Annotated in this window: 23 protein-coding genes; 12 read left to right on the top strand and 11 right to left on the bottom strand. The window is 50.3% G+C overall.

The window, feature by feature from the left end:
- Nucleotides 1-28: 28 nt before the first annotated feature.
- The 3 genes from KME12_11405 to glpX all read right to left on the bottom strand — a co-directional run bounded on the left by KME12_11405 (nucleotide 29) and on the right by glpX (nucleotide 6,057).
- Complete coding sequence (locus KME12_11405; protein MBW4488384.1) at nucleotides 29-3,115, bottom strand: UPF0182 family protein; 3,087 nt, start codon at nucleotides 3,113-3,115, stop codon at nucleotides 29-31.
- 164 nt (nucleotides 3,116-3,279) lie between these two features.
- Nucleotides 3,280-4,575 (bottom strand): glutamyl-tRNA reductase, encoded by a 1,296-nt coding sequence (locus tag KME12_11400; GenBank protein MBW4488383.1) that lies wholly within the window; start codon nucleotides 4,573-4,575, stop codon nucleotides 3,280-3,282.
- Between the two features lie 438 nt (nucleotides 4,576-5,013).
- Nucleotides 5,014-6,057 (bottom strand): class II fructose-bisphosphatase, encoded by a 1,044-nt coding sequence (glpX, locus tag KME12_11395; protein MBW4488382.1) that lies wholly within the window; start codon nucleotides 6,055-6,057, stop codon nucleotides 5,014-5,016.
- Between the two features lie 309 nt (nucleotides 6,058-6,366).
- On the opposite strand from glpX, the gene KME12_11390 reads away from it, so the two are divergent.
- The 4 genes from KME12_11390 (at nucleotide 6,367) to KME12_11375 (ending at nucleotide 8,714) form a co-directional block, all read left to right on the top strand.
- Nucleotides 6,367-6,618 (top strand): hypothetical protein, encoded by a 252-nt coding sequence (locus tag KME12_11390; protein MBW4488381.1) that lies wholly within the window; start codon nucleotides 6,367-6,369, stop codon nucleotides 6,616-6,618.
- A gap of 114 nt (nucleotides 6,619-6,732) precedes the next feature.
- On the top strand, nucleotides 6,733-7,053 hold the full coding sequence (gene grxC, locus KME12_11385; GenBank protein MBW4488380.1) for a glutaredoxin 3: 321 nt from the start codon (nucleotides 6,733-6,735) through the stop codon (nucleotides 7,051-7,053).
- Between the two features lie 256 nt (nucleotides 7,054-7,309).
- A complete protein-coding gene (tadA, locus tag KME12_11380) occupies nucleotides 7,310-7,756 on the top strand; it encodes a tRNA adenosine(34) deaminase TadA (GenBank protein ID MBW4488379.1) in 447 nt (148 codons plus the stop codon).
- Between the two features lie 133 nt (nucleotides 7,757-7,889).
- A complete protein-coding gene (locus KME12_11375; protein ID MBW4488378.1) occupies nucleotides 7,890-8,714 on the top strand; it encodes a 1-acyl-sn-glycerol-3-phosphate acyltransferase in 825 nt (274 codons plus the stop codon).
- Here the strand turns inward: KME12_11375 and KME12_11370 are convergent.
- Nucleotides 8,697-10,802: a S8 family serine peptidase gene (locus tag KME12_11370; GenBank protein MBW4488377.1), complete on the bottom strand. Its 2,106-nt coding sequence runs from the start codon at nucleotides 10,800-10,802 to the stop codon at nucleotides 8,697-8,699. The two genes, KME12_11375 and KME12_11370, sit on opposite strands and share 18 nt — an antisense overlap.
- 294 nt (nucleotides 10,803-11,096) lie before the next feature.
- Here KME12_11370 and KME12_11365 point away from each other — a divergent pair, with 294 nt between their 5' ends.
- From KME12_11365 to grxD, 3 genes are all read left to right on the top strand, one after another.
- A complete protein-coding gene (locus KME12_11365) occupies nucleotides 11,097-11,756 on the top strand; it encodes a hypothetical protein (protein MBW4488376.1) in 660 nt (219 codons plus the stop codon).
- Nucleotides 11,757-11,879: 123 nt separating this feature from the next.
- Nucleotides 11,880-12,137 (top strand): BolA family transcriptional regulator, encoded by a 258-nt coding sequence (locus tag KME12_11360; GenBank protein ID MBW4488375.1) that lies wholly within the window; start codon nucleotides 11,880-11,882, stop codon nucleotides 12,135-12,137.
- A 148-nt stretch (nucleotides 12,138-12,285) separates the two neighbouring features.
- On the top strand, nucleotides 12,286-12,609 hold the full coding sequence (gene grxD / locus KME12_11355; GenBank protein ID MBW4488374.1) for a Grx4 family monothiol glutaredoxin: 324 nt from the start codon (nucleotides 12,286-12,288) through the stop codon (nucleotides 12,607-12,609).
- A 116-nt stretch (nucleotides 12,610-12,725) separates the two neighbouring features.
- Here the strand turns inward: grxD and KME12_11350 are convergent, their stop codons facing one another.
- Complete coding sequence (locus tag KME12_11350) at nucleotides 12,726-12,968, bottom strand: hypothetical protein (protein ID MBW4488373.1); 243 nt, start codon at nucleotides 12,966-12,968, stop codon at nucleotides 12,726-12,728.
- A 391-nt stretch (nucleotides 12,969-13,359) separates the two neighbouring features.
- Here KME12_11350 and KME12_11345 point away from each other — a divergent pair, with 391 nt between their 5' ends.
- A complete protein-coding gene (locus KME12_11345; GenBank protein MBW4488372.1) occupies nucleotides 13,360-14,148 on the top strand; it encodes a response regulator transcription factor in 789 nt (262 codons plus the stop codon).
- Between the two features lie 7 nt (nucleotides 14,149-14,155).
- Here the strand turns inward: KME12_11345 and KME12_11340 are convergent, their stop codons facing one another.
- Entirely contained in the window at nucleotides 14,156-14,905 is a 750-nt protein-coding gene (locus KME12_11340; protein MBW4488371.1) for an ATP-binding cassette domain-containing protein, read from the bottom strand.
- 37 nt (nucleotides 14,906-14,942) lie between these two features.
- Nucleotides 14,943-15,515, bottom strand: coding sequence for a hypothetical protein (locus tag KME12_11335; protein MBW4488370.1), 573 nt, complete (start codon nucleotides 15,513-15,515; stop codon nucleotides 14,943-14,945).
- A 331-nt stretch (nucleotides 15,516-15,846) separates the two neighbouring features.
- Here KME12_11335 and KME12_11330 point away from each other — a divergent pair, with 331 nt between their 5' ends.
- On the top strand, nucleotides 15,847-16,137 hold the full coding sequence (locus tag KME12_11330) for an STAS domain-containing protein (GenBank protein MBW4488369.1): 291 nt from the start codon (nucleotides 15,847-15,849) through the stop codon (nucleotides 16,135-16,137).
- Between the two features lie 58 nt (nucleotides 16,138-16,195).
- Here KME12_11330 and KME12_11325 read toward each other — a convergent pair whose 3' ends face one another.
- From KME12_11325 to KME12_11315, 3 genes are all read right to left on the bottom strand, one after another.
- Complete coding sequence (locus KME12_11325; GenBank protein MBW4488368.1) at nucleotides 16,196-16,465, bottom strand: hypothetical protein; 270 nt, start codon at nucleotides 16,463-16,465, stop codon at nucleotides 16,196-16,198.
- A gap of 149 nt (nucleotides 16,466-16,614) precedes the next feature.
- On the bottom strand, nucleotides 16,615-17,052 hold the full coding sequence (locus KME12_11320; protein MBW4488367.1) for a DUF4079 domain-containing protein: 438 nt from the start codon (nucleotides 17,050-17,052) through the stop codon (nucleotides 16,615-16,617).
- A 166-nt stretch (nucleotides 17,053-17,218) separates the two neighbouring features.
- Nucleotides 17,219-17,569, bottom strand: coding sequence for a DUF1830 domain-containing protein (locus KME12_11315; protein ID MBW4488366.1), 351 nt, complete (start codon nucleotides 17,567-17,569; stop codon nucleotides 17,219-17,221).
- A 551-nt stretch (nucleotides 17,570-18,120) separates the two neighbouring features.
- Here KME12_11315 and KME12_11310 point away from each other — a divergent pair.
- The 3 genes from KME12_11310 (at nucleotide 18,121) to KME12_11300 (ending at nucleotide 21,923) form a co-directional block, all read left to right on the top strand.
- Nucleotides 18,121-19,695: a B12-binding domain-containing radical SAM protein gene (locus KME12_11310; protein MBW4488365.1), complete on the top strand. Its 1,575-nt coding sequence runs from the start codon at nucleotides 18,121-18,123 to the stop codon at nucleotides 19,693-19,695.
- 100 nt (nucleotides 19,696-19,795) lie between these two features.
- Nucleotides 19,796-21,277, top strand: coding sequence for a metal-dependent phosphohydrolase (locus KME12_11305; protein MBW4488364.1), 1,482 nt, complete (start codon nucleotides 19,796-19,798; stop codon nucleotides 21,275-21,277).
- A complete protein-coding gene (locus KME12_11300; protein MBW4488363.1) occupies nucleotides 21,267-21,923 on the top strand; it encodes a pentapeptide repeat-containing protein in 657 nt (218 codons plus the stop codon). The genes KME12_11305 and KME12_11300 overlap by 11 nt, the downstream gene beginning before the upstream one ends.
- 35 nt (nucleotides 21,924-21,958) lie before the next feature.
- On the opposite strand, the gene KME12_11295 is transcribed toward KME12_11300, so the two are convergent.
- A complete protein-coding gene (locus KME12_11295) occupies nucleotides 21,959-22,843 on the bottom strand; it encodes a CPBP family intramembrane metalloprotease (protein MBW4488362.1) in 885 nt (294 codons plus the stop codon).
- Nucleotides 22,844-22,858: the final 15 nt, after the last annotated feature.

The raw sequence follows: 22,858 nt of genomic DNA, 5'->3' as shown, positions 1-22,858 counted from the left end.
AAATCCTAATACGGTTCAGGAATACGGTTCAGGACGTTGGGGCAAGAGAAGGTTCGGTGGGGGCGGCTGGATCTTCAAACGGACGCACGACCGGGGCAGCGGGTGCTTCTGGCTGGAAGACTGCTTGCAAAGCTTGATCTAGGGTTTCTGCCATTACAATTCGGTTTTCGTAAGCTACGATCACCCGCACTAAAGTAGGGAGACTATTTTGCTCGGCTTCTAGATATAGAGGCTCTACATACAGTAACGATTGCTCGACTGGGATCACTAAAAGATTGCCCTGGATCACCCGCGAACCTTGCCGATTCCATAAGGAAATTTGCTGAGAAATAATCGGGTCTTGGTTAATTCTCGCTTCGATTTGTTCTGGCCCATAGACCAGTTGTTGTTTGGGAAACTCGTAGAGTAGCAACCTGCCGTAGTTTTCACCGTCTGATCGCGCTGCCAACCAAGCAATTAAATTATTGCGCTGTCGAGGCGTAAAGGGCAGCAATAAAATGAATTCTTCTGCTTCGTTATCTGGCAAGCTTGTGATCAAATAGTACGGCTCAACTAACCGCGGCTCACTGCCGTAAATTTCAGTGGGTACCTGCCACTGGTCTTCCCGATTGTAAAATACCTGCGGATCGGTCATGTGATAAGTCAGCAACCGTTCCGACTGAATGCTAAAAAAGTCTACCGGATAGCGAATATGACTGCGGAGTGCAGTTGGCATAGCGCTAAGTGGCTTAAATAGGCCCGGAAAAATAGCAGCCCAAGTTTTGATAATGGGATCGTTGGGGTTGGCAATGTAAAAATCTACAGAGCCATTGTAGGCATCAACCACCACTTTGACCGAGTTGCGGATGTAATTGAAGGGATGGTCGCCAGGATCTGAGTAGGGGTAGCGATCGCTGGCCGTATAGGCATCTACCACCCAGTACAGGTAATTTTGATCGTTAGAGGTCTCTGAAATAGGCGTGTCTGCCGTGACATCCGCCGTGACATCCGCCGTGACTAAATAAGGTTCACTGTCATAGCGCAGAAACGGGGCGATCGCCCGAATGCGCTGGTTGATGTTGCGACGGAATAGCAACTTGGTTTGGGGCGTAAAGTTGCGGGTCAGCACCATCTGCCAATCGTTGAGGTATTTGGCAAACAGCCACCGCCGCCACGGAGTACCAATCTGGACGCCACCGCGTCCATCATAGGTGTTGTAGACGTTCTCATTACCGCTGGGATAGTCTAGCTCCTTCACTCTGGTATTCGTCATGACATAGGTATTGGCAATCTCCCCGAAGTAGATCCGAGGCTGGCCAATAGGGATACTGTCCCGAATCCCAGCACTAGAGGTAGTCAGCGAACTGGCATCATTATCCGCAGGATTAACTCCAATGTCTCTGACAAAATAGTCGGGCAGTCCTCCTGGGCCTACTCGGTTCACAGGACTGAGCGTAAACCCATAGCCATGTGTGTAAACCAAATGTTCGTTGACCCAAGTCTTCGCTTGCTGGGGCACCGCGCTATAGTCCAATTCCCGCGCCGCAATTAGAACTTGCTGCTTCTCTGTAGCGGGAGGTGAGGGGAGAGGAGTGAGGAGTGAGGGGCGATCGCTGTCAGCGTTCCCTAAGGGTGCAGGAGGGGCAGCAGGAACTCTAGCACCTTCCTCCCTCATCCTTCCTCCTTCCTCCTTCAAAAGCGTGTATCGATCCACATCAGCGTCTGGAAACCTGTAATACAACCGAATCTGTTGTAGCTGCCGATTTGTCTGTAACAGCGGTCTGGTATCCCATAGGCGAATGTTACGAATGGTCAGGTCGTTGGCTAGTAGGCCAGCACGGGTTAGCTCACCCGTAGGTGCAAAAGTTTCTGCATTGATGGCTTGCAAGTCAAAGGCTTGGCGGGTTAGGGCAATGCTGCGCTGAATGTAGGGACGTTCTCGTGCTAGCTCGTTGGGTTGTACTCCAAAGCGTTGCACTGCGGCAGGTAAGACGAGGCCCGCGATCGCCGCTACCCCAACGTAAAAACCCAAGCTATAGAGCCAAGGTGCTGCTTGACTGGCTTGTTTCGATCCTGTGAGAGTGCGCCATAGAAAAAAAATAGCGATCGCGACTGCCAGAATGCTTAAGCCTGTGTTGATGGGCAATTGCACCACGACATCGGTGTAGCTAGCGCCATGCACCACACCCCGCTGGAAGTACAGCAGTTCGTAACGGCTCAACCAATAATTAAACGCGATCGCCAACATCAAGGTGCTACTCAGCCCTTGCAGGTGACGTACTTGCAGAGCCGAAAAGCCTGAGAAATTTCCCTCACTCAAGCTTTCTCCTGAGAGTAGATACATCAGTGCCACTGACACCAAGGCATACAGGGTCAAGCCTGTTAGCCAAAAAGCCAGCAGCTGTTGCACGGGTAGCGCAAAGATATAGAAGCTAATGTCTCGGCCAAACAGAGGGTCAGCACTGTTAAACGGAGTGGGTTGAAAATATTGCAACACTTCTGCCCAATGCCCACTGATCGTGAGGCTAAAAGCCACTGCCAAAACTACCGCGATCGCCCGCAACCAGAACCGAGGTGCGATCGTCAGTGCCAATACTAGTCCGAGCAGAACAGCCAGTTGGGAGGGATTGCTGGGCAACTGTACCAGCAAGGGCCAGACTGCTTGCAGCCGTAGTTGCTGAGGGGATGATGATTCCAAAAAGTTTAAGGGGCCTTGCCAACCCGGAGGTTGCCAGTAGCGCGACGCCACCTGAGCGTAATAGAGCAGCATCACTCCTACGAGGAAATTTAACCCCACTGCCAAGGTTAGCAACCGAGTCAACCCTAAACCACGCGGACGAGCGGCCCAATTGCCCCACAAAATATCCTTAGGGCTGAGGTCTTGTTCTTGGGGCTTCTGATGTTGTAAACGTCGGGCGATCGCAAAATTACCAAACCAAAACGCGATCGTCACTAAACAGGCGATCGTCCAAAGCCCCCCCTTGGTAAAAGCCCGCAGTAGAAACGTAGGCAAATATCCTAGTTCCTGAAACCAAAGAATTTCTCCTCCCAAACGAGCCAGCAAATCGAATGCCAACCACAACCCAATCAGGAAGGCCACAACCCGAAAAATAATTTGAGACCAACGCTTACTCATCAGCCCTTACCCCATTAACCATATAGGGGCAGATTTGTAGTTGACCGCTCCTATCTCAGCGCCGACAACCACAAACCCACCCCTACAACATGCCAGATTATGAGTGATCTGTCCTAGCGAGGCTCATCCTCCCGTTGACATCCTAGCCACCCTTAACCAACTCACTACATCACTTCACCCGATCGCGCTTCTGGATTGAGATTAAACAGCATCTCCAAAGACTGCATGGCTCGGCGTCGGGCCTCAATATCCTGCTGCGCCCGCAGTTGCACCATGGGGTCATGCAGAATCTTATTCACAATCCCTCTAGTCAGCGCCTCAATGATTTCCTGATGCTTCTCCGCAAACTCACTGCCTAAACGAGATAACGCCTTTTCCAGCTCTTGTTCACGAATAGTTTCAATTTTCTCTCGTAGGCAGCTAATCGTGGTGATAGTTTCCAGCGATCGCCACCAGACATCAAACGCATCTAACTCATCTTCAAGCAGGGCTTCCGCTTCCATCGCCATTTGCCGACGGCTTTCTTGATTTTGAGCCACCACTGCTTTCAAGTCATCGACGTTAAACACCTGGACGCAATCCAAGTCATTGACATCAGCATCAACGTTCCGGGGCACCGAAATGTCAATCAACATCAACGGTTGAGTGGGTTCTAGGCAGCTCTCTAGCTTGGCGCGATCCAAGATCGGCTGCGTCGAGGCGGTACTGGTAAACACCAAATCCGAGCAGGTCAGCACTTCCGACATCTCAGACAGTGAGCAAAGCTTGAGTTGCGCTTCCGTAAACTGGCTGGCTAATTCCTCCGCTCGTTCCAAAGAACGATTGAGAATACAAATTTGCACCGCCCCTTTGGAAATCAAGTGCTGCACCAACAGTCGCGCCATCTTGCCTGCGCCGATAATGGCAACTCGACAAGCGGCCAAATTTGGTACTTTAATTTGAGCTAGCTCCACCGCAGCAGAACTAATTGAAACTGCTCCAGTACCAATGCTGGTCTCTGTGCGAACGCGTTTACCCGCAGAGATCGCTTGCTTAAACAGTTGATTGAGAATGCGGCCCACGCCTTTGTACTGCTGACCCAGTTTGTGAGTGTGCTTCACCTGAGCCAGAATTTGCCCTTCACCCAACACCAAGCTATCCAATCCAGCCGCCACGCGCATCAAGTGCATCACTGCGTCTTGGTGTAACAGCACGAACAAGTGGGGGCGCAGTGCCGGAACGGGTAGCTTGCTATGCTCCGATAAAAATTGCGTCACTTCCCGCACCCCGTGCTCGGACTCGGTGGTGACAATGTAAATTTCTAGGCGGTTACAGGTACTGAGGATGGCAGCTTCCTCAATGTGGCTGTAGCTTTGCAAATGAGCGATCGCCGCTTCATGTTGATGTTCTGGAATACTAAGCTTTTCGCGCACTTCAACGGGGGCTGTCTTGTGGCTGAGGCCCACAACGGCAATATTCATCTTCCCTCCCTAAGAGTTGTCGTCTTCCAAGCCAGACGGAGCGATTGATATAGTACTTGCCACCAAGGTTTGAATGGGGGTGTGGGAGCTGTGCCCCCACACAGGGGTGGAACCCCTGCACCCCGCCTTCACCCTAGTAACGATTGCTATAAAAGCGTTTTTGATAACCAGCAGGCGTCTAGCAGTCTCAATCAATGGATCTTTAGAAATCTAAATTAAAACTAAAGGAGTACCCAGATCAGGCAAGTTAGGAAAAGTTCACCTAGCTGGAGACCCAAAGTTATAAGCATGAAAAAGCGATCGTTGATATAGATCGCTTCACCTTTAGTGTGGCACTTCTACGTTTTTAATGCTGTCCCAGGCTTAAAGTTCAGCAGGGGCATAGCAATGCCGTACCCCTACTTCAAAGCTCGCCGTTAGCAACTAGGAAATCGCAAATTAACGCAATTGCAAGGTTTTGCTTTGCCCATCGAGCAGGTGAATGGTATCTACGAAGCGAGCGGTTTTTGACTGGTTGGAAATGACCAGGGATTGAGTCCGGGCACCACCACCGAAGAAGCGCACTCCTTCCATTAAGGTGCCAGGGGTGATACCGCAAGCTGCGAACAGGACGGTTTCACCAGACGCTAGCTCATTGTCGTTGTAGATGCGATCGGGGTCATCAACGCCCATTTCTTTCAAACGAGCGATGTTGGCTTCCCGGTTCCAGTTGCTGCTTTCGGGAGTGTTTACATCTGCGGGGTCATAGATCAGTTGGCCTTGGAAGTGACCACCTAAGCAACGCATTGCAGCAGCGGAGATCACACCTTCAGGAGCTGCGCCAATACCCATGAGGGCGTGGATGTTGGTGCCTGTAAAAGCACAACAAATGGCAGCAGACACGTCACCATCGCTGATGAGGCGTACTCTGGCTCCAGCTTGGCGAATTTCTTGAATCAAGTCCTTATGACGAGGACGATCCATGACGACAACCACCAATTCTTCAACAGAGCGGTTTAAGCACTCGGATAGAATCTTGAGGTTTTCGGTCGCAGACTTGCGAATGTCTACTTTGCCCTTGGCTGCTGCTGGAGCTGCCAATTTCTTCATGTAGAAGTCGGGAGCTGCAAACAAACCGCCCTTTTCAGAAATAGCCAAGACGGCCATGGAGCCGTTTTGACCATAAGCGACGAGGTTGGTGCCTTCGCAGGGGTCAACCGCAATGTCAATTTCGATCAGCTCGTCTGGGTTGCAGTATTCTTTAGCATCCTCGCGGGTGCAAATTCCCACTTCTTCCCCGATGTAGAGCATGGGGGCGTCATCGCGCTCCCCTTCTCCGATCACGATACGGCCTCGCATGTAAATTTTGTTCATTCGCTCCCGCATTGCTTCTACAGCAACTTGGTCAGCGATGTTCTTTTCGCCCTTGCCCATCCAGCGAGCAGAGGCGATCGCGGCCTGCTCCACCACTTCAATAATCTCAAGACCGAGCGTGTTTTCCACGAGGTGTTTCCTCCAAACTGCTGATTTTGCGTCGTTTTAACTAGCAATTTCAGTTCTCAATCCTACCAAAGTGCGGGTATACCCTTGACATAAAGATTCTGAGTTGATCTCGAAGAATGGCAATTTGGGCACGTCAGAACTGAAGAAAGTCCTTGTAAATTGCTTTCGGCAACCTGGATTAGGCAAGGCTACGGTGGAGATGGACGCTCGGCTCCAAGCGTGATGTAGCCATTTTTGAGGGGTGGGCTAGAGTAGGCGTTATCTCTCTCTGGCGATCGCTGGGAAGTTTTTTTACTTTGGAGCATTGTGATGAATCAAGTGGCTTGGTTCCTGGTGGCTTGGGTCGGTGGCAGTTTGGCGATTCTGGGTAGCTTGATGACACTGGGTAGCCTGTTGTTGTGGTTGGTGCCTCGCTCAGGTAGCAAAGCTGCCAAAACTGATGGGGAGCGATCGCGAGCGGGTTTAGACTGGCAAAACCATGTGAAGTTGATGGCGGTTTCGCTGGGGTTGGCGATCGCAGGTTTTACTCTTTTGGTAGTTTTTCCCTTACCACGCCACTAAGACTTTAGGGAGTTAGATGCGGAGTAATGTATGGCTGTGCGGCTCTCGGTGCGGAATAGTATGCTTAGTATTAACGGCTCATTTCAGCTAGCGGATTTATTAGTCTGAGAAAACATGCTCGAATTTCTCAATCGGTTTTTAGGTCGTCACCCTGAGCAAGTTAAGGCTCATGTGGAGATTTATACGTGGCAAACTTGTCCTTACTGCATTCGGGCGAAGGTGTTGTTGCAGTGGAAAGGGGTGAAGTTTACTGAGTACAAGATCGATGGTGATGGTGCGGCTAGGGTCAAAATGGGAGAGCGGGCGAATGGTCGCCGGACGGTGCCGCAAATTTTTATCAATAATGAACATGTGGGCGGCTGTGATGATCTGTATGCCTTGGATCGTCAGGGGCAGTTAGACCCGCTTTTGGTGCAGTCTGCTGTTGAAGTTTGATGGCTGGCATTCGTTGCTTGAAATCCGAGCCTTGGGGGCACTCGCCCCCAAACCCCCGCTGAGGGACGGTTGCGTCCCCCAGACCCCCTCCAAACGAGTCTGACTGTGCATGTTTCGGGTTTCGGTTGGTGTTGGTAGTTGGCTCCTCACTCTTCTTTCATCCCTCATCCCTCATCCCTCACTCCTCACCCCTTCCTCCTTGCAACTCCCTCCTCCCGCACTCTCTCACCCCGGATACCTAGTTCACTACCGCTGGATGGCTCGATCGCTGGAGTTGGCTGAAGCGGCTGGTGTGGCAGGGGAGGTGCCTGTGGGAGCGGTGATTGTGGGACCGCAGGGGGAGGTGGTTGCGGAGGCGCAAAATCGGCGGGAGCGCGATCGCGACCCTACGGCTCATGCGGAGGTATTGGCTTTGCGGGCGGCGGGGCAGGTGCTACAAAATTGGCATTTGAATGAATGCACGCTGTATGTGACGCTGGAGCCTTGCCCGATGTGTGCGGGGGCAATTGTGCAGGCGCGTTTGGGGTTGTTGGTGTATGGAGCGGACGATCCAAAAACTGGTGCGGTTCGGATGGTGATGAATCTACCGGATAGTGCTTGTTCGTTTCACCAGCTCAAGGTTTTGGGTGGCATCTTGGAAACGCCTTGTCGGCAGCAGTTGCAGGATTGGTTTGCCCAACGGCGGCGATCGCGGCACCCCTAGCTCGGCTTCTACCTCATGACAGCGGCAGAAGTGTCCTTGTGGCAGAAGACAAGTGAAATAAAAGCCTTTAGCTTAAGTTCAAGCAGGCATTGAAAAGCTTGGTTCTTGCGTTTATTGTCTCCCGCTGTCACATATGATCTCGTTTGACTCCATGATTTCGCTCAACTCCTTTCGCCGTGACTCTAGCGATACTCCTCCAGCACCGAATCAGGACATGGGGATAACCACTCACGCAAGTTCCTCCACGCCGCCCAATAAACCTGCAACGAGTATTTCTCGCTTTTCCCCGTGGCTCATGCCTTGGGTTTATCCGCTGGGTCGCCATGTGGTTTTGCCTGCTTACTTTAGGCGGATTGAGGTCAGTGGTCGGGAAAATTTGCCCGCTGAGGGGCCAGTGGTTCTAGCGCCGACCCATCGTTCTCGTTGGGATGCGTTGCTGGTGCCTTATGCAGCAGGCCGAGACATTACGGGGCACGACTTAAGGTTTATGGTTTCGGCGGATGAGGTGAAGGGGCTGCAAGGCTGGTTTATTCGTCGCCTAGGAGGGTTTCCGATTGACCCGAAGCGTCCGGCGATCGCGAGTCTACGACATGGAGTGGAGTTGCTGGAAAACCGCGAATCTTTGGTGATCTTCCCGGAAGGAGGGATTTTTCGCGATCGCCAAGTACATCCTTTGAAGCCTGGATTGGCTCGCTTAGCGCTACAAGCAGAAGCTAACCAGCCTGGTTTGGACGTCAAAATTGTGCCGATTAGTTTGCATTACAGCCAAGCTGTGCCCGGATGGGGATCTGAGGTTAGGATTCGCATTGGGGAGCCGCTGAAGGCTTCAACCTATAACTTAGAGCAACCCAAGGCCAGCGCTAAAACCTTGACTGCTGACCTAGAAGCCTCACTACAAGAGTTGAGCTGCCAACTTTCATCGGCTAGCCCTAATTCGGAATTAGACGCCGAGCGTTAGTTGCCAACTTTTGAGGGTGCCTGTATCCATCAGAGCGCGATCGATGATCCAGAGCTGCCAGCGTCCGGCGGCAGACTGATTGAGTAATTTGCGGAGCAGTGGGGTATTTTGCAACGAATAACTCGCTTGCAATTGGGTTTGACGACCGAGAGTGCGACCCTGGAGCAACACTGTTTGGCCTCTAGGGGCAATCAAGCTAATCTCCAAGTCACCCAAGAAACTGTGCTCTAGATTCACCGTTACTTGCATATCTCGCACAAGGTTGGAGTCGTTGATTTGGATAGCGCTTCTGATGCCATTCAAATCGTAGTCCGGAATCGCCACAGCACTATCATTGCGTCCCTGAATTCGCTGAGAACTGCTTAAAGGTGCTGCCATTTGGCGCTGAGCCGCCTGAACTGCTCTAAACGCGTTGACTTTGCCGAAGCCGAACCAATCAGAGCGGCCATTCGCTTCATAAGTGCCTTTGCGGAACCCAAATTGTGGATCGGGATCGGGGTCAACAATTTTGTCTGCGGTTTGTTGCAAAATCTGGCGCACTTCTTGAGCTGTAAGGTCAGGGTTGGTAGAAAGAACTAAGGCTGCAACTCCCGCCACAGTGGGGCAAGCGCTAGAAGTGCCGCCGAAATCTCCGGTAAAGTCTCCAGGGTCATAGCCCGCTGCCCCTAGCTGATCGGCTGTGAACACGCTTTTTCCTGGGAGAAATACCCTAACTTCTGGGGGCGTGCTGACGAATCCAGTTTCTTGCAACCACATTCCCGGTGGGGCGTTGTTGCTAGGCGCACACACTGAGATGGTTGTGCCCCAGTTACTATAGGCAGCTTTTTTGTTCAAGCTGGTGCAGGCGGAGACTGCGATTACGTCAGGATGAATTGCAAACCCAGTTAACCAAGTCGTGGGGCCGCGCAGCACATTGTTGGGCCAGCCTTGTTCGTTGATGGCACCATTGACGGGACGGTTGGCATTACCAGCGGCAAAGGCAATCACACAGCCTTTCCCATTGCGTCCATCCTTAGCGGCGCGGGTTAGGGCAGCGCTTTGACGGAGTGATAAGGGAAAGTAAACGGCGCTCGGTCCCCAACTACAAGAGATAACGGCGGCTCCGTTGGCTACTGCCCAATCGAAGATTTGTTCGATGGTGTCATCATCTAGAAAACCTGTCGTACGGATGGGCATTAAGGCGCATCCAGGAGCCACGCCGACAATACCGACTCCATTTTCCTCCGCTACGGCTACGCCAGCACAAGCAGTACCGTGGCTGGCTTCTGTATCGTCAGGCAGGGGCAAGAGATCTTGGTCTCTCAAGTCTCTAGGGGCAACAATCTTGCCTTGGCCCTGAAAGTCAGGGTGGTTGAGATCAAAAGAATCATCGACGACTGCCACGACGATCGAACGGCTACCTCTGGTAATGTCCCAAGCTTTTTCGGCGGAAATATGGGAACTTGCGGCTAGATCTGGGCCGCCATTGTGGTTGAGATACCACTGTTTGGCATAAAGCGGGTCATTGGGGCGATACAAAGGCTGGGTTCTGACCACGATATTGGGTTCAGCCATTAATACCTCCGATCGCCGAGTCAGCTGATTGGCAATCTTGACCGGATTGGCTGTCGCTTGAGCAGTGACTTGAAATACAAAAGTGTTAGGCACTCCCACGACAGGTTTCACTTCTCGTAAACCTAGCTCAGTAGCGATCGCGGCTTTCGTGGCCTGGTCTACCTGAGGTGCAAACTGAATCGTAATTGTGTCAGTCAGATAAATTAGCGTGCCAGGGTTATCTTTGACTCGGTAAACATGGCTGGCAAAGTCCACCCCACTGCTCGATCGCGCCGCTTGCATTACTTGGTCCCGCTGGGCTGGATCGACAATAAATTCGGCTGACTGAGCGGGGGGCACGCTCCGATGTAGCTCGGCTGGAATCTGCTCCGCTAAGTTCTCCACCGTCGCTTGAGAAGAGGGATGAACCGTGAAGCGATCGCTGACCTTTTCTAGCAGTAACTCTTCGCCCCCTCTCTGCAAAATAATACCTGTACTGCTCTCAGGCACTCCTGAACCTGGAGTTGAGCTGGGCAGATTTGCATCATGGGTCATGAAACTGGCTCCTTGAGCTGCACTTGCTAACAAGCATTAGGGCATAGATCTAGCCTCACCTCCCAACTTCAAAGGGGTGATTTCATGTTTTGTCCAGCACCCCACTCCGCCTTCGCTAGGGAACTCAAGCTCAAAAATCCTAGTCTTCCTTATTCAAACTTAGGAGTATTCCATCTAGGGCTATTCAGCTGTGCAGAGGCTTTGGTAGTTACTTAAACCTACCGAGGACTGCCAATGGTAAGATACCCGAAGTTTGAATCTGTCCTGTTTGTTGCAAATTCGCAAAGTTACTCCATGATCTCCTCTGGCTCTGTTCGCTTCCTTCGCTTGACAGGCTTAGTTTCTCTGCAACTTGCCGTAGCTTTAACCCTGCTCCGTCCGCTAGCTGCTCAGGCTCAGGTTCCTTCTCTACCCCCGTCTGGTGGCCAAGCGCAACCCCTTGACCCCAACGACCCTAACAATATACGCCCCTTAAGCCAAGCTGCGGGTTTGATGAGCATGCAAGGTGGCCAGCGCTTAATGGACGACGCGAGTAACGCTGTCTCCGCTCAAAACTATTCTCTAGCGACTCAGAAGCTGCAAGAAGCGCGTCAAGTTTTCAATCAGCTTTCCAACTTTTATCAGGACTTGGCTTCTAGTTTCTCCGGTATTGACAACCGTGTGGCCGATAGCCAACGTCGCAAAGCGTTAGATGCCGCTCAGATGCGAGATCAAGCGACTTATCAGTTGGCTTTGGTGCACCGGGCCCAAAATCAGCCAGAACTAGCTGTGCCTTTATTGGTGCAAATTATTCGCAGTCAACAGCCAACGCGCGATTTAGGTAAAAAATCTTATCAGCAACTGTTTGAACTAGGCTTTGTAGATGCTCAGTTCCCTCGCTCTGGTGGCGAGCAGCAATCTTCTACGCCTGCAACCTCTGCGCCTGCAACCTCTGTGCCTACAACTCCTCGTTAAGTTTAGGCCAGCATCTACCATAACTGGCGCTTAAAGAGCTAGATCAGCTTGGGCTGCCCTGACTGCTAGGTTCCAGCTAAAGCTAGACTAGATCAAGATTGGAGAACATGCAGAGGAGTATGAATGATTAGCCGAGATCAAGTCGAAACGATGATCAAAGCAGCCTTGCCCGATGCGCAGGTCGAAATCCAAGACTTGACGGGTGGTGGTGACCATTACCAAGCCACGATCGTTTCATCTCAGTTTGAAGGCAAGAGCTTGGTTCAACAGCATCAGTTGGTGTATGGCGCTCTGAGAGACGCAATGTCTACAGAAGCGATTCATGCGCTGTCTCTAAAAACATTCACTCCCCAAACTTGGGCTGTTTCAGGTCAAGTTTGACGAGTCGTTGCAGACGCTGAAGTAATCTCGTTAGCACCGAATGTCCAACCAATCTCTCAGAACTCTGATCCGAGGGGCAGTCGTCCTGGAAAACCAGCCAGTACACTAGATCTTATAGAGGACATCGCCAAGATTTTTAGGAACCGCTATGACTCCAGAATTGCAAGAACAAATTAACGCTTTGCTCAAACAGCACAAGATTGTGGTGTTTATGAAGGGTTCAAAGCTTATGCCCCAGTGTGGTTTTTCCAACAACGTAGTTCAGATCTTGAACTCGATGGGTGTACCTTACGAAACCGTTGATATTCTAGAAAACTCCGAAATTCGGCAAGGCATTAAAGAGTACTCCAACTGGCCCACTATTCCCCAGGTTTACATCAATGGTGAGTTTGTGGGTGGATCGGACATTCTGATTGAGCTTTACCAGAAAGGCGAACTTCAACAGATGGTGGAAGTTGCTTTAGCTTCTTAGAACATTGAGCGGTCAAGTTAGCTTGTCATTTCAGCGATCTAACGGTTGCTCTGACAGGAAGCACAAGTTACGTAGGGGCAGTTGAAAGGCTGCCCATTTTGGTTTTTTATCTTTATTTAGTAATAGTCTGTCTGTGATTGTAGGCTCTCAAAATTCGAAGAGTCGTACAGGTAACGAGTAATTTCTTCTTCTAAACGGTGGATTTGGTAGGGCTCGATTGTATTAGCGTGTCGGAGAGCGGCTAGATAGCCATCGACGTAGAGACGCAAATCATCGAAGCGATAGCCCCGGTTCCAAAGTTCGCCAAGGGCATCGGAGAGTTTTTGATAGTAGCGGATGGTCTGAGTATCTTGAAGCATAGTTGTTAAGGTTAGGTCGTTAATTTGCGGAAATAGTATGGACATGTAGATTAGGCTGCTTTGGTTGAGGCGATCGCAATGCCGCTCTCGGGTTGGGCCTAATTGACTCACTACTACAAGCGCTGTTGGTAATACTTCACCACCTTCAACGAGTAAACCCCGGTTAGTGTTAAGAATTCCGTTACTACGGGTGAGCTGAGAATCGAGGGATGTTGATATTCATATTCTACCCTTAACCTGTAGCTGTCCTATGGGCCAGAAGTCATAGCCTCAGGGACAGATACTATAATTTCTTCGTTCAGCAGCCATGAGGGGAGTAGCAGGGGTTACAAACCCATGACAAATGCTCTGTTAAGTTGGAGGACAATCACTCAAAGGAAAGTACGCCTCCGTGGGAGCTGTCTGTGTTCAAATAGTGGAAGGAAACCCTCACCTGCGATCGCTGCTCGGTTGGCATCTGCAGCAAGCAGGTTACTGGGTTCATCAATCAGCCGATATCCACCAAGCTAGAGAGGTGTTCCAAAGTCGCCAACCCACCTTAGTTATCCTTGACTCTGACCTGTCCGGTGGAGATGGATTAGAGTTCTGTCGCTGGTTGCAGCAACAGCAGCAGTCAATGATTTTGATGCTATCGGCTCGCAATACTGAAGCAGATATTGTAGAAGGGCTAAAAGCGGGGGCTGATGATTATCTCACTAAGCCTTTTGGGATGCAGGAGTTCCAAGCTAGAGTAGAAGCCCTGACTCGACGCACTCGTTCAGTGGTTGCCCCTCTACAGTTGGAGTATGGAGATCTCACGATTGACTTAGTCCAACGCCGAGCCCGCTTTCAAGGTGAGTTTATTGATCTGACCCCGCAAGAGTTTAGTTTGCTATACATTCTGGCTCAAGCGGGCGGTTCTCCCTTAAGCCGCTCCGAGTTGTTACGTCGAGCTTGGCCCGATGAAATCGATAACCCTAGAACCGTCGATACTCATGTTCTGTCCTTGCGCAAGAAAATTGAGCTAGATCCTCGCCAACCCAGCTTAATTCAAACGGTTCGCAACGTTGGTTATCGATTTAATTTAGAGGTTTTGACGCCTGTCTCTCCGCTAGGGTCGGAGCGTTCACCTGCAAGACCAGGGGTTTTGCCTGCGCCTGCTGCTTCCCGCATGGCTACTAGTGATGGTCGCCATTTTTAACGCTTGCTCACATCCACTCTTGAGCGGCTGCGGTTTCTACTTGAATTAAGGTGTGGCGTAGGTCGGCCCAGTCTATGGCTTGGCTTGGCAAGTTTTTGAGGAGTTGGCCTTGCTGTAAATACAGGAGGCGGGTACAAAACTGTTGAGCCAAATCGAGTTGATGATTGACCATTAAGAGGGTGATTTGGCCACTTTCTGCCACCTCGGTTAAAACTTTGAGCACATGCGCGGCTCGCCCTGCATCTAGCGCTGATGTGGGTTCATCGAGGAGCAGAATCTTGGGTTGCAGCATCAAGGCTCGTGCGATCGCGACTACTTGCCGTTGACCGACCGAAAGTTGCACCTCGGTGCGGTCTAGCCAATCGGAGGGAATGTTCAGTTGTTCTAGCCAGTACTGCAAACGTTGGGTAATGGTGGTGCGAGGGAGGTCTTGCAGTGTCAAGGGATAGGTTAGCGCCGCTTCCACGGTCATGCCCAAAAGTTTGGATTCTTGAGGCACTAAAACAATTTGCCGCCGCAACTGAATGACTGGAATTTGCTGAATTTCTTGGTTGTCTAGATAGATGGCTCCCTGCGTGGGTTCGATCAGGCGATTGAGCAATCGCAGCAGGGAGGTTTTGCCTGCCCCGGATGGCCCTACCAGGACAATGCGATCGCCCTGAAACACTTCAAAAGAGATGTTTTGCAGCAGATAGTGGGCTCCAACTGAAGCGGCTAAATTAACCTGCTGCAAATGCATTTGGGCAGTTTGTTCCATTGGCAGGGTACTATCTTGGCGTCCACAGACCGTCAACTTAGTTTAAGGGAGAGGGGTATCCCTGTGTCCAGACTGTCCAAATCGTCCAACTGTCTACTGCTAATAACATGAGCGTCAACCCTAACAAAATCAAGTACATCCAGGGTTGGGCTAGAGGCCGTACATCGGTTGTATCAATGCCTGTTTGTTGTTGCACTTGTTGCACTAACTTGGCAAATCCAGAGACGCGCATGGGCAGCAAATAAGCTTTTCCAGCTTTACTTAAGAAGTAGTAAACTAAGCCTCCTTGCCCAGTGGAGCGTGGCTTCAAAGCTTGAACTTCTTTCCACGGCAGTACCCAGCCTCGACGTAACCATCCAGGCACCCAACGTGGGTAGGTCACTTGAATTCCCTCTCGGTTTAATACCACCTGCTCACTCAAGGCGGCGTAAAGGGCGATTGCGCCAAGGGTAATGCCCACCCAAAGCCAGCTAGGAGGTACGGGAGCACTGGTCACTTGAGTCAAAAAAGGCAACGGTACCGTTAAAGCTGCGTAGAGTCCTAGGAGGGTCAGACGGATCAAGGGTGAGATGCCAAAGCTAGCTAGCTCTAGGGACTGGCTTGAGGTTATGGGCGATGACGCTACAGGAGGGGAGGTTAAATCAAGAGGAGTAGGGGACTCTGAAGACACAGTTTAATCTCGCGATCGCGCTGAAGAATACTCTTTTTCCACTGTAGGCTAACTCTTGCTGTTGCGCCGCTCTAGGGGCAGAACATGCCAACCTTATGAAAGTTCAAAAGCAAAGTTCAAAAGCTGCCTCATCCCCAAATGTAATGCGAGTTGTTACAGCACAGCCGCAATCACACGGAGGAGGCTCAAGAGTAGCCTAAGATACAAATCGATTTTTACGGATGTGCTGTAACTGCCTACAGCGTTAGATAGGACTACGAGGTGATGTCCTATGTCTAACTCTGTAACCGTTCCTGTAATTGTTCGTGCTCCGAAGCGGATTGACTGCTGCACTGCTACGTTTTTGGCCCAAGATCTGGAAGCAAAGATTCAAGCAGGTGGAGGCGTTGTGCTTGATTTGAGTGCAACTCAGTTTGTTGATCCAGACGGAACTAAGGTGATCCTAGAGGGTCTCATGAAGTCTCGCCAACGAGGGGCTAAGTTCGCTCTGCAAGGCGTGAAGCCACAGGTTAAAGTAATTTTAGAGATTTCCGGAATTTTGCAACACTTCAAACAGAAGTGATGGCTTCTGGAAGTGATGGCTTCTGGACAAGTAACTTCGAGCAAGCAACTCTAACCCATTAAGCGGCAACTGCATCCCAATTCTGGATTACGCAGAAGCCTACTTTTTCTTGACTGAGCAAGCGCTGAATTCGATGCATGGGCATAGCAGCGATCGCATAATCTTGTTTAGCAGCCTTGCGTACTTCTGTCACTCGCTGACGATAGCGAATTACATCTGCTTGGCTTAAAAACACTAAAGCGTAACGTCCTTGCTGAGATGCTTCTAGTAGAGGCATTCCATTTGGATCGATGACCACGAACCCACGAGAGACAGGACGGTAAGACATAGCTGAAAATTTAGAGCAGCGTACCAGTAGATATTCAGCATATTTACTGAAGATTCCGTAAATAGCATTCCCCCAAGCGGGGGATTTTTACGGAAGTTATGCCTGTAACACTCTATCTCTTAAGGTTGGTGCTTTTTTCTGGGTTCTAGCTAGGGTAAATATTTTTGTACTACGTCCCAGCCTGTGACCGAAACCCAAATAAACCCTAAGAACAGAATTAGGTTGGTGCTGATGTGCAGCGATCGCGCCCAACTACGTTCAGGGTTGATTTGGGTGGCACTCCAGAAAGAAATCGCAACTAAAGCCACCACGATTAAGCCAGCAGGCAAATGAATGGAATGGCCCAAGGAGCCATAATGTCCTACAGTTCCTACTAAGCCAATTCCTAGCAACAGCAGCACTAGCAAACCAAGAATTCTACCAAGGGTGTAGTGCAGCGATCGCAACCAGTTTGGATGAGGTTGGCCAGTGGATCGAACTTGAGACATCCAGACGCCAGTCATGGCTAAAAGCACGTAGGCCAAAAGCGAGAAGCCCATTGACCAGGCAGCAATTCTCCAAAGCCAGAGAAACGAGGGTAGATTCAAAACTATTTACAGACTGATGACTTTCGTCTTCCTATTATCATCATTTCAGCGAAATTAACCTATGTATTAAGTGGGACTTCCACAGATTGGAAACCCTAAAGTTTCTCATTCAGCTTGTCTCATTCAGCTTGTTTTATCTGCAATCACTCCTCAGGCTGAATTCACGTCAAGCTGTAGCCGCCAAAGATTCTGTGACGCTGAGCCCTTCATTTTTCTCTTCTTTACGCTGCTCACCCACTGCATCAATGCTTGGATATACCTCAGCTTCAATCCAAAGTTGGACACAGGGGATCTTGTCCGATAATATAGCACTTGCCATCATGCCTGTATGAATCTCTAATTGAGCCTCTGGGAGTGCTTCAAACAGTAGCCGTTGGCCTGGAAACACGACCCGCTCAAAATACCAATTCGCTATATTCGTAATCCGAGCAATCTGAATTTGGCTAGTGGCGTTAACATAGCAGCAAAAAATCCGATTGGGCTGGTCAGATGGGACTGGATCAAGGAGTTGAGCCATAACTTTGAGGAGCTTAACGCTTTAGGTAGACTTATATTCGGAACACTATCACTCTCGATCCCCGGTAGCTGTAAACATGACTACCATCTAGTTTCTTGATCCCATGTCTATGTCAATATCTCTATCGAGAGAGAGATATATCGGATTGGAAAGCTGCTGATTGGGGTGCCTACTGAATTATTGAACTGACCAGAATTCACAAAGAATTCACGAACTTTTTACAAAGCTACAGATACAAAATTACAAACGCATTTAGGAGGCTCTATTCCAGAGCCAGGTGCTCAGCTTTTTTAAGTGGGAGCGAAAAATCACCATGCCAACTAGGAATGCCAATGGTATCGTAAAGTTATATAAAACAATTTTCAGAATTGATGTAAACATGCCGATGTGGTTGAGTTTGTCTTTAAAGATTTGAACCCAGAACTGCCAGTGACACGTAGGCAACCTCATTTGCCTCGACTGGTTCTAGGTGGCTTAACCGCTCATCCCACCCTGAAAATTCTTCTCTAAGCTTGATTGTGAGACTCAAAAATTCTTAACACCACACCGTGATGCACCATCGAGTTCTCTACGTTCGCCTTCCTTGCAATCCGATCTTCCCTCTAGGAGTTGTCTATCTAGCCGATCATTTGCATAAGCTGTTTCCCAAATTAGAACAACGGATTTTTGATTTGGGAACGGTGCCGCCGCTAGATTTTGCTTCCGCTCTAGATGCTTGTGTAGATCAGTTTCGACCGACGTTGCTAGTTTTTTCGTGGCGAGACATTCAGATCTACGCGCCTGTTGGAGGTCGGGGCGGCAATCCCTTGCAATATGCCTTTGAGTTTTTCTACGCTCGCAACCCTTTTGTGAAGCTGCGGGGGGCTTTGGGCGGTTTCCGAGTTACCAGTGCCTACTATGCAGAACTTTGGCGTAATTTGGGCTTGATTAAGCGTGGTTTGAAGCGATCGCAAAAATATCACCCGGAAGCTCGCCTAGTGGTGGGTGGGGGAGCGGTTAGCGTCTTTTATGAGCAGTTAGGCAAGAAGTTGCCCGCAGGCACGATTGTGTCTGTTGGGGAAGGTGAAACGCTGCTGGAGAAGCTGCTTCGAGGCCAAGACTTTCGAGATGAGCGCTGTTATGTGGTGGGAGAAGCCAAACCGCGCGATCGCTTGATTCATGAGTGGCCCACGCCAATCCAGAAAACGGCCTGCAACTACGACTACATCAACAGCATCTGGCCTGAGTTTGAATACTACTTCCAAGAGAGCGACTTCTATGTAGGGGTGCAAACCAAGCGGGGATGCCCTCATAACTGCTGCTACTGCGTCTATACAGTGGTGGAAGGAAAGCAAGTCCGGGTGAATCCAGCCGACGAGGTGGTGGCTGAAATGCGGCAACTCTACGATCGCGGCATTCGCAACTTTTGGTTTACCGACGCCCAGTTTATTCCCGCCCGCAAGTACATTGATGACGCGATCGAACTACTGCAAAAAATTGTTGATTCGGGCATGCAAGACGTTCACTGGGCTGCTTACATCCGAGCGGATAACCTGACTCCGCAGCTCTGCGACCTGATGGTCAAAACTGGCATGAACTACTTTGAGATCGGCATTACCAGTGGTTCTCAGGAGCTAGTTCGTAAAATGCGGATGGGCTACAACTTGCGCACAGTACTGCAAAACTGCCGTGACCTCAAGGCGGCGGGCTTTAACGATGTCGTTTCTGTGAACTATTCGTTTAATGTGATTGACGAGCGACCCGAAACGATTCGGCAAACGATCGCCTATCACCGGGAATTGGAGAGTATCTTCGGTGCAGATAAGGTAGAGCCTGCCATCTTCTTTATTGGCTTGCAACCCCATACTCATCTAGAAGAATACGCTCTAGATAAAGGAATTTTGCAGGCTGGTTACGACCCCATGAGCTTGATGCCTTGGACTGCCAAGAAACTGCTGTGGAATCCAGAACCTATGGGTTCGTTCTTTGGTGAGGTTTGTTTGCAAGCCTGGAAGCAAAATCCCAATGATTTTGGCCGTGAAGTGATGAATATCCTCGAAGGTAAGCTAGGCCGAGCTGACTTAGAGGAAGCTTTGACGGCTCCGATCGCCCCGACGGAGAAACAACTGGTGACTTCTGCCTCATAGCGTCTATCACAATTGAGCGCTAAAGAAGTAGTTTTACTTATGACTGAGGCGCATTTACCACCGTACGCTTGAACTACGCATTCCTAGTGATATTTCAATCATGTTAGAAGGTTCTATTCTGCAAAAGCTAGAGGCGGCTCATCAAACAGGTGAGACAGGCAAGCGCCCCCTTAGCTTTGGGGTTTATTACAAAAACACTTTAGTTGCTTTGTGTCACGCCTTGGAGGACTGCATTCTCAGTTGTAGCAGTCCACCTTTGGTGATTACTGCCTTTCAGCGGGGTAAATGGTATTTGCAGGAAGCGGATCGTTATGGCGATCTAGCGGCGCGATCGCGGCAAGTCGTAATTATGGCTGCGCCTGACTCAGGCTTTACTGAACACCCCACTAGCCAACGTGAGAATGTAGCGATAGTCGGTCTGGAGCCAGCAGACCCAGTCGCTCAAGAGTGGCACCTGATCATTCTCTCACCCACCTACACGGCGATGGTGTTGTGCCAAGAGCTATCTGCGGCTGACTACGGCCCTGGGGGTTTACCTACAGAAGACCGCGAGCGTAAGTTCTATGGCTTCTGGACGTTTGAACCGAACTTGGTACAAGAAACTGTCGAGTTAGCGATCGCTCATCTCGCTCCTTACAATCCAGAGCTGCAAAAAAACCTCCAAGCTCAAGCCGCTGCGATCGCTAACGAAGCGACCCAGGCTGAATCAGACGATCTTTGTGCAGTGGTCTCACGGGTGGTTGATTACCTCAAAGCCAGTCAGCAAGATATAGGACAACTCCCCTTTACCGAAGCTCTACATCCCGATGTTTTAGATCACAACTTGATTTCGAATGAGCTGCAAGCATTTCTGCGAATTGCTCAACTCAGTGACCTGACTGATATTAAAAATCCGATGGCAGCGGCTGAAGTAGCGGCCTTGGCCGAGATGATGGGCCAACTCCTGGATCTACCTGCGTGGCAACTGCACCGTCTCCGTTTAGCTGGTATGCTGCACCGCATTGCTCCCATGCAGGAAGTAGAGACCTTATCTGGAGGACATGCTCTCCAAGCTCAAGAGGAAGCGCCCAGTTGTCCGCTGAGTTGTCCCCTAGTGCCGGGTGCCCAAGTTCTCAGAACTCTGCCTCGTCTCAGTGCGATCGCCACGATTATCAATCACCAAACCGAGTGGTGGAATGGCTCTGGTCATCCAGCTGGCTTGGCGGGTGATGAGATTCCCCTGGAATCCCGGATTTTAGGGCTGGTAGAGAACTTTCAACGGCGAGTCGCTGAGTTGCGGCTAGTGAATGCTCAGGGTGAGGCTCAGGGCGATCGCACGCTCAATTTAGAAGCAGTGCTATCGCAAGTTTTAGCTGAATGCCAAGCTCATCAAGGTACTCGTTGGGACCCCAAGCTGGTAGATGTTCTCGCTTTGATGGTGTGTGGGCTACAACAAGGTCTCAGCTTACCCCTCACCCCTCATCGCGTTACCTCTGGGATGTGGTTACTGGATGCTCGATTAGAAGAAGTAGCCTATCCTCTTTTCAGCAGCACTGAAAATTCCGAGAAGACGGCAGCTGTAGGAGGTACTCATGGACATTGAGGCAATTCGCTCTGGGCAGTTGAAGCAGTTGGCGGGAGTCCATCTCGAAGATGAAGACCTCTCCAACCTGGATCTAAGCGGTGTCAACTTAGCGGGTGCATCCCTAGTAGGGGTTAACTTCAACCGTACTAAGCTGGCAAGAGCTCGTTTAGATGGTGCCAACTTAATTGGAGCGCAATTGGTAGGGGCAGATTTGCGGACTAATCTGCTAGGGGCCAATCTCATGCAGGCGGATCTCACAGGCGCAGACCTACGAGGCAGCAATCTGCGAGGCGCTAACTTAATGCGGGCTAAGCTTACTCAGACCATCTTCACGGGCGCTTTTTTGAGCGGTGCCAACTTAGTTGGCGTGAATTTGCAAGGAGTGGATCTGCGGAGCGCCGATTTGAGAGGCACTAACCTGAGTGGAGCAAACCTACAAGGCGCTAACCTGAGTCAAGCCGATTTACAAGGAGCTTTACTGAGTGAAGCGAATTTAGAAGAAGCCGACTTGCAAGGCGCAAATTTGGCAGGAGCTAACTTAAGTGGGGCTAATTTGCTCTGTGCTGAACTTAAAGATGCCAATTTGAATGGTGTGAATTTGGCGGGCACTTGCTTATTGGGAACTGCTTTGGATGCCCTGTCACCTGCTGCTCAGACCCGATAGAATCTGATAGAAATTGAGGCTGGAGCTGATTGGTACTATTTGGCGATCGCTTGCCGTTTTCTAGCTGCTAGATTCATGCCTAGAGCAATCAAGCTCAAGCACAAAATTCCTACAGTTCCAGCCAAGGGGTTGCCATCAATTCCTGTTACCCACTCTGGTACATGACCGGAATAACGCATCAGTTGCCCAACATTGATGATGTAGTAACCCCAAACTAGTCCTGCATGCAAGCCAATCGGCAACCCTAGCTGCCCTTGAGAACGTGGTCGGACTCGATTAGATGTTTCACTGACTGTCGTTTGAGTTACTTGCTTCGCCCAACCCAAGGCTAATCCCAGCACCACCAAAGCTGGAAAATTTGTCCAAGTGCGGCGAATTTCCGCGATCGGTTTGATGAAGTGAACCAACGCAAACACGGTACTAGTAACCCCAAGGGCTGTATTGGGCCGATAGTCTCGCTCCAGCTCATGAAACAACCAACCACGAAAAAATAACTCTTCGGCAAATCCAATTCCTAGAGAAACAAGCAGCCCTTCTAGAATAATCTGAGGCAGGAACACAGTGGGAGCTTGCCAATTGAGCCACCCTAGCGCTCCTTCCAGCAAAAACATCCCTAATAAGCTACCCAACCCAATCCCCAAACCACTCAGCACCTCCAGCCCATTCCGGCGCGAAAACTTCAGGCCATAACTTCGCAGAATGGTTGTGTCTTGGTAAACCTGTTGTCCCCAAAACCGCGCTAACAAGATAAATTCGATGTATAGCAAGGTCAGGGTCAGAATGCTAATCAGGTTCTGATCATCCAGCAACCAATAAATCGGCCCTGCTACAGGTAGCCAGACCAGCAGCAGGGAAACTACGAAAACCGCTAAGCGAATCGGCGCAGGGTAATGAGCTAGACGAGTCAGATGGAGCTTCAAGTTAGGAGTATCTTT

The sequence above is a fragment of the Trichocoleus desertorum ATA4-8-CV12 genome (assembly GCA_019358975.1).
Lineage (GTDB): Bacteria > Cyanobacteriota > Cyanobacteriia > FACHB-46 > FACHB-46 > Trichocoleus > Trichocoleus desertorum_A.
Note: the sequence above shows the minus strand (reverse complement) of the source record. Positions and strands in the feature narration are given on the sequence as shown.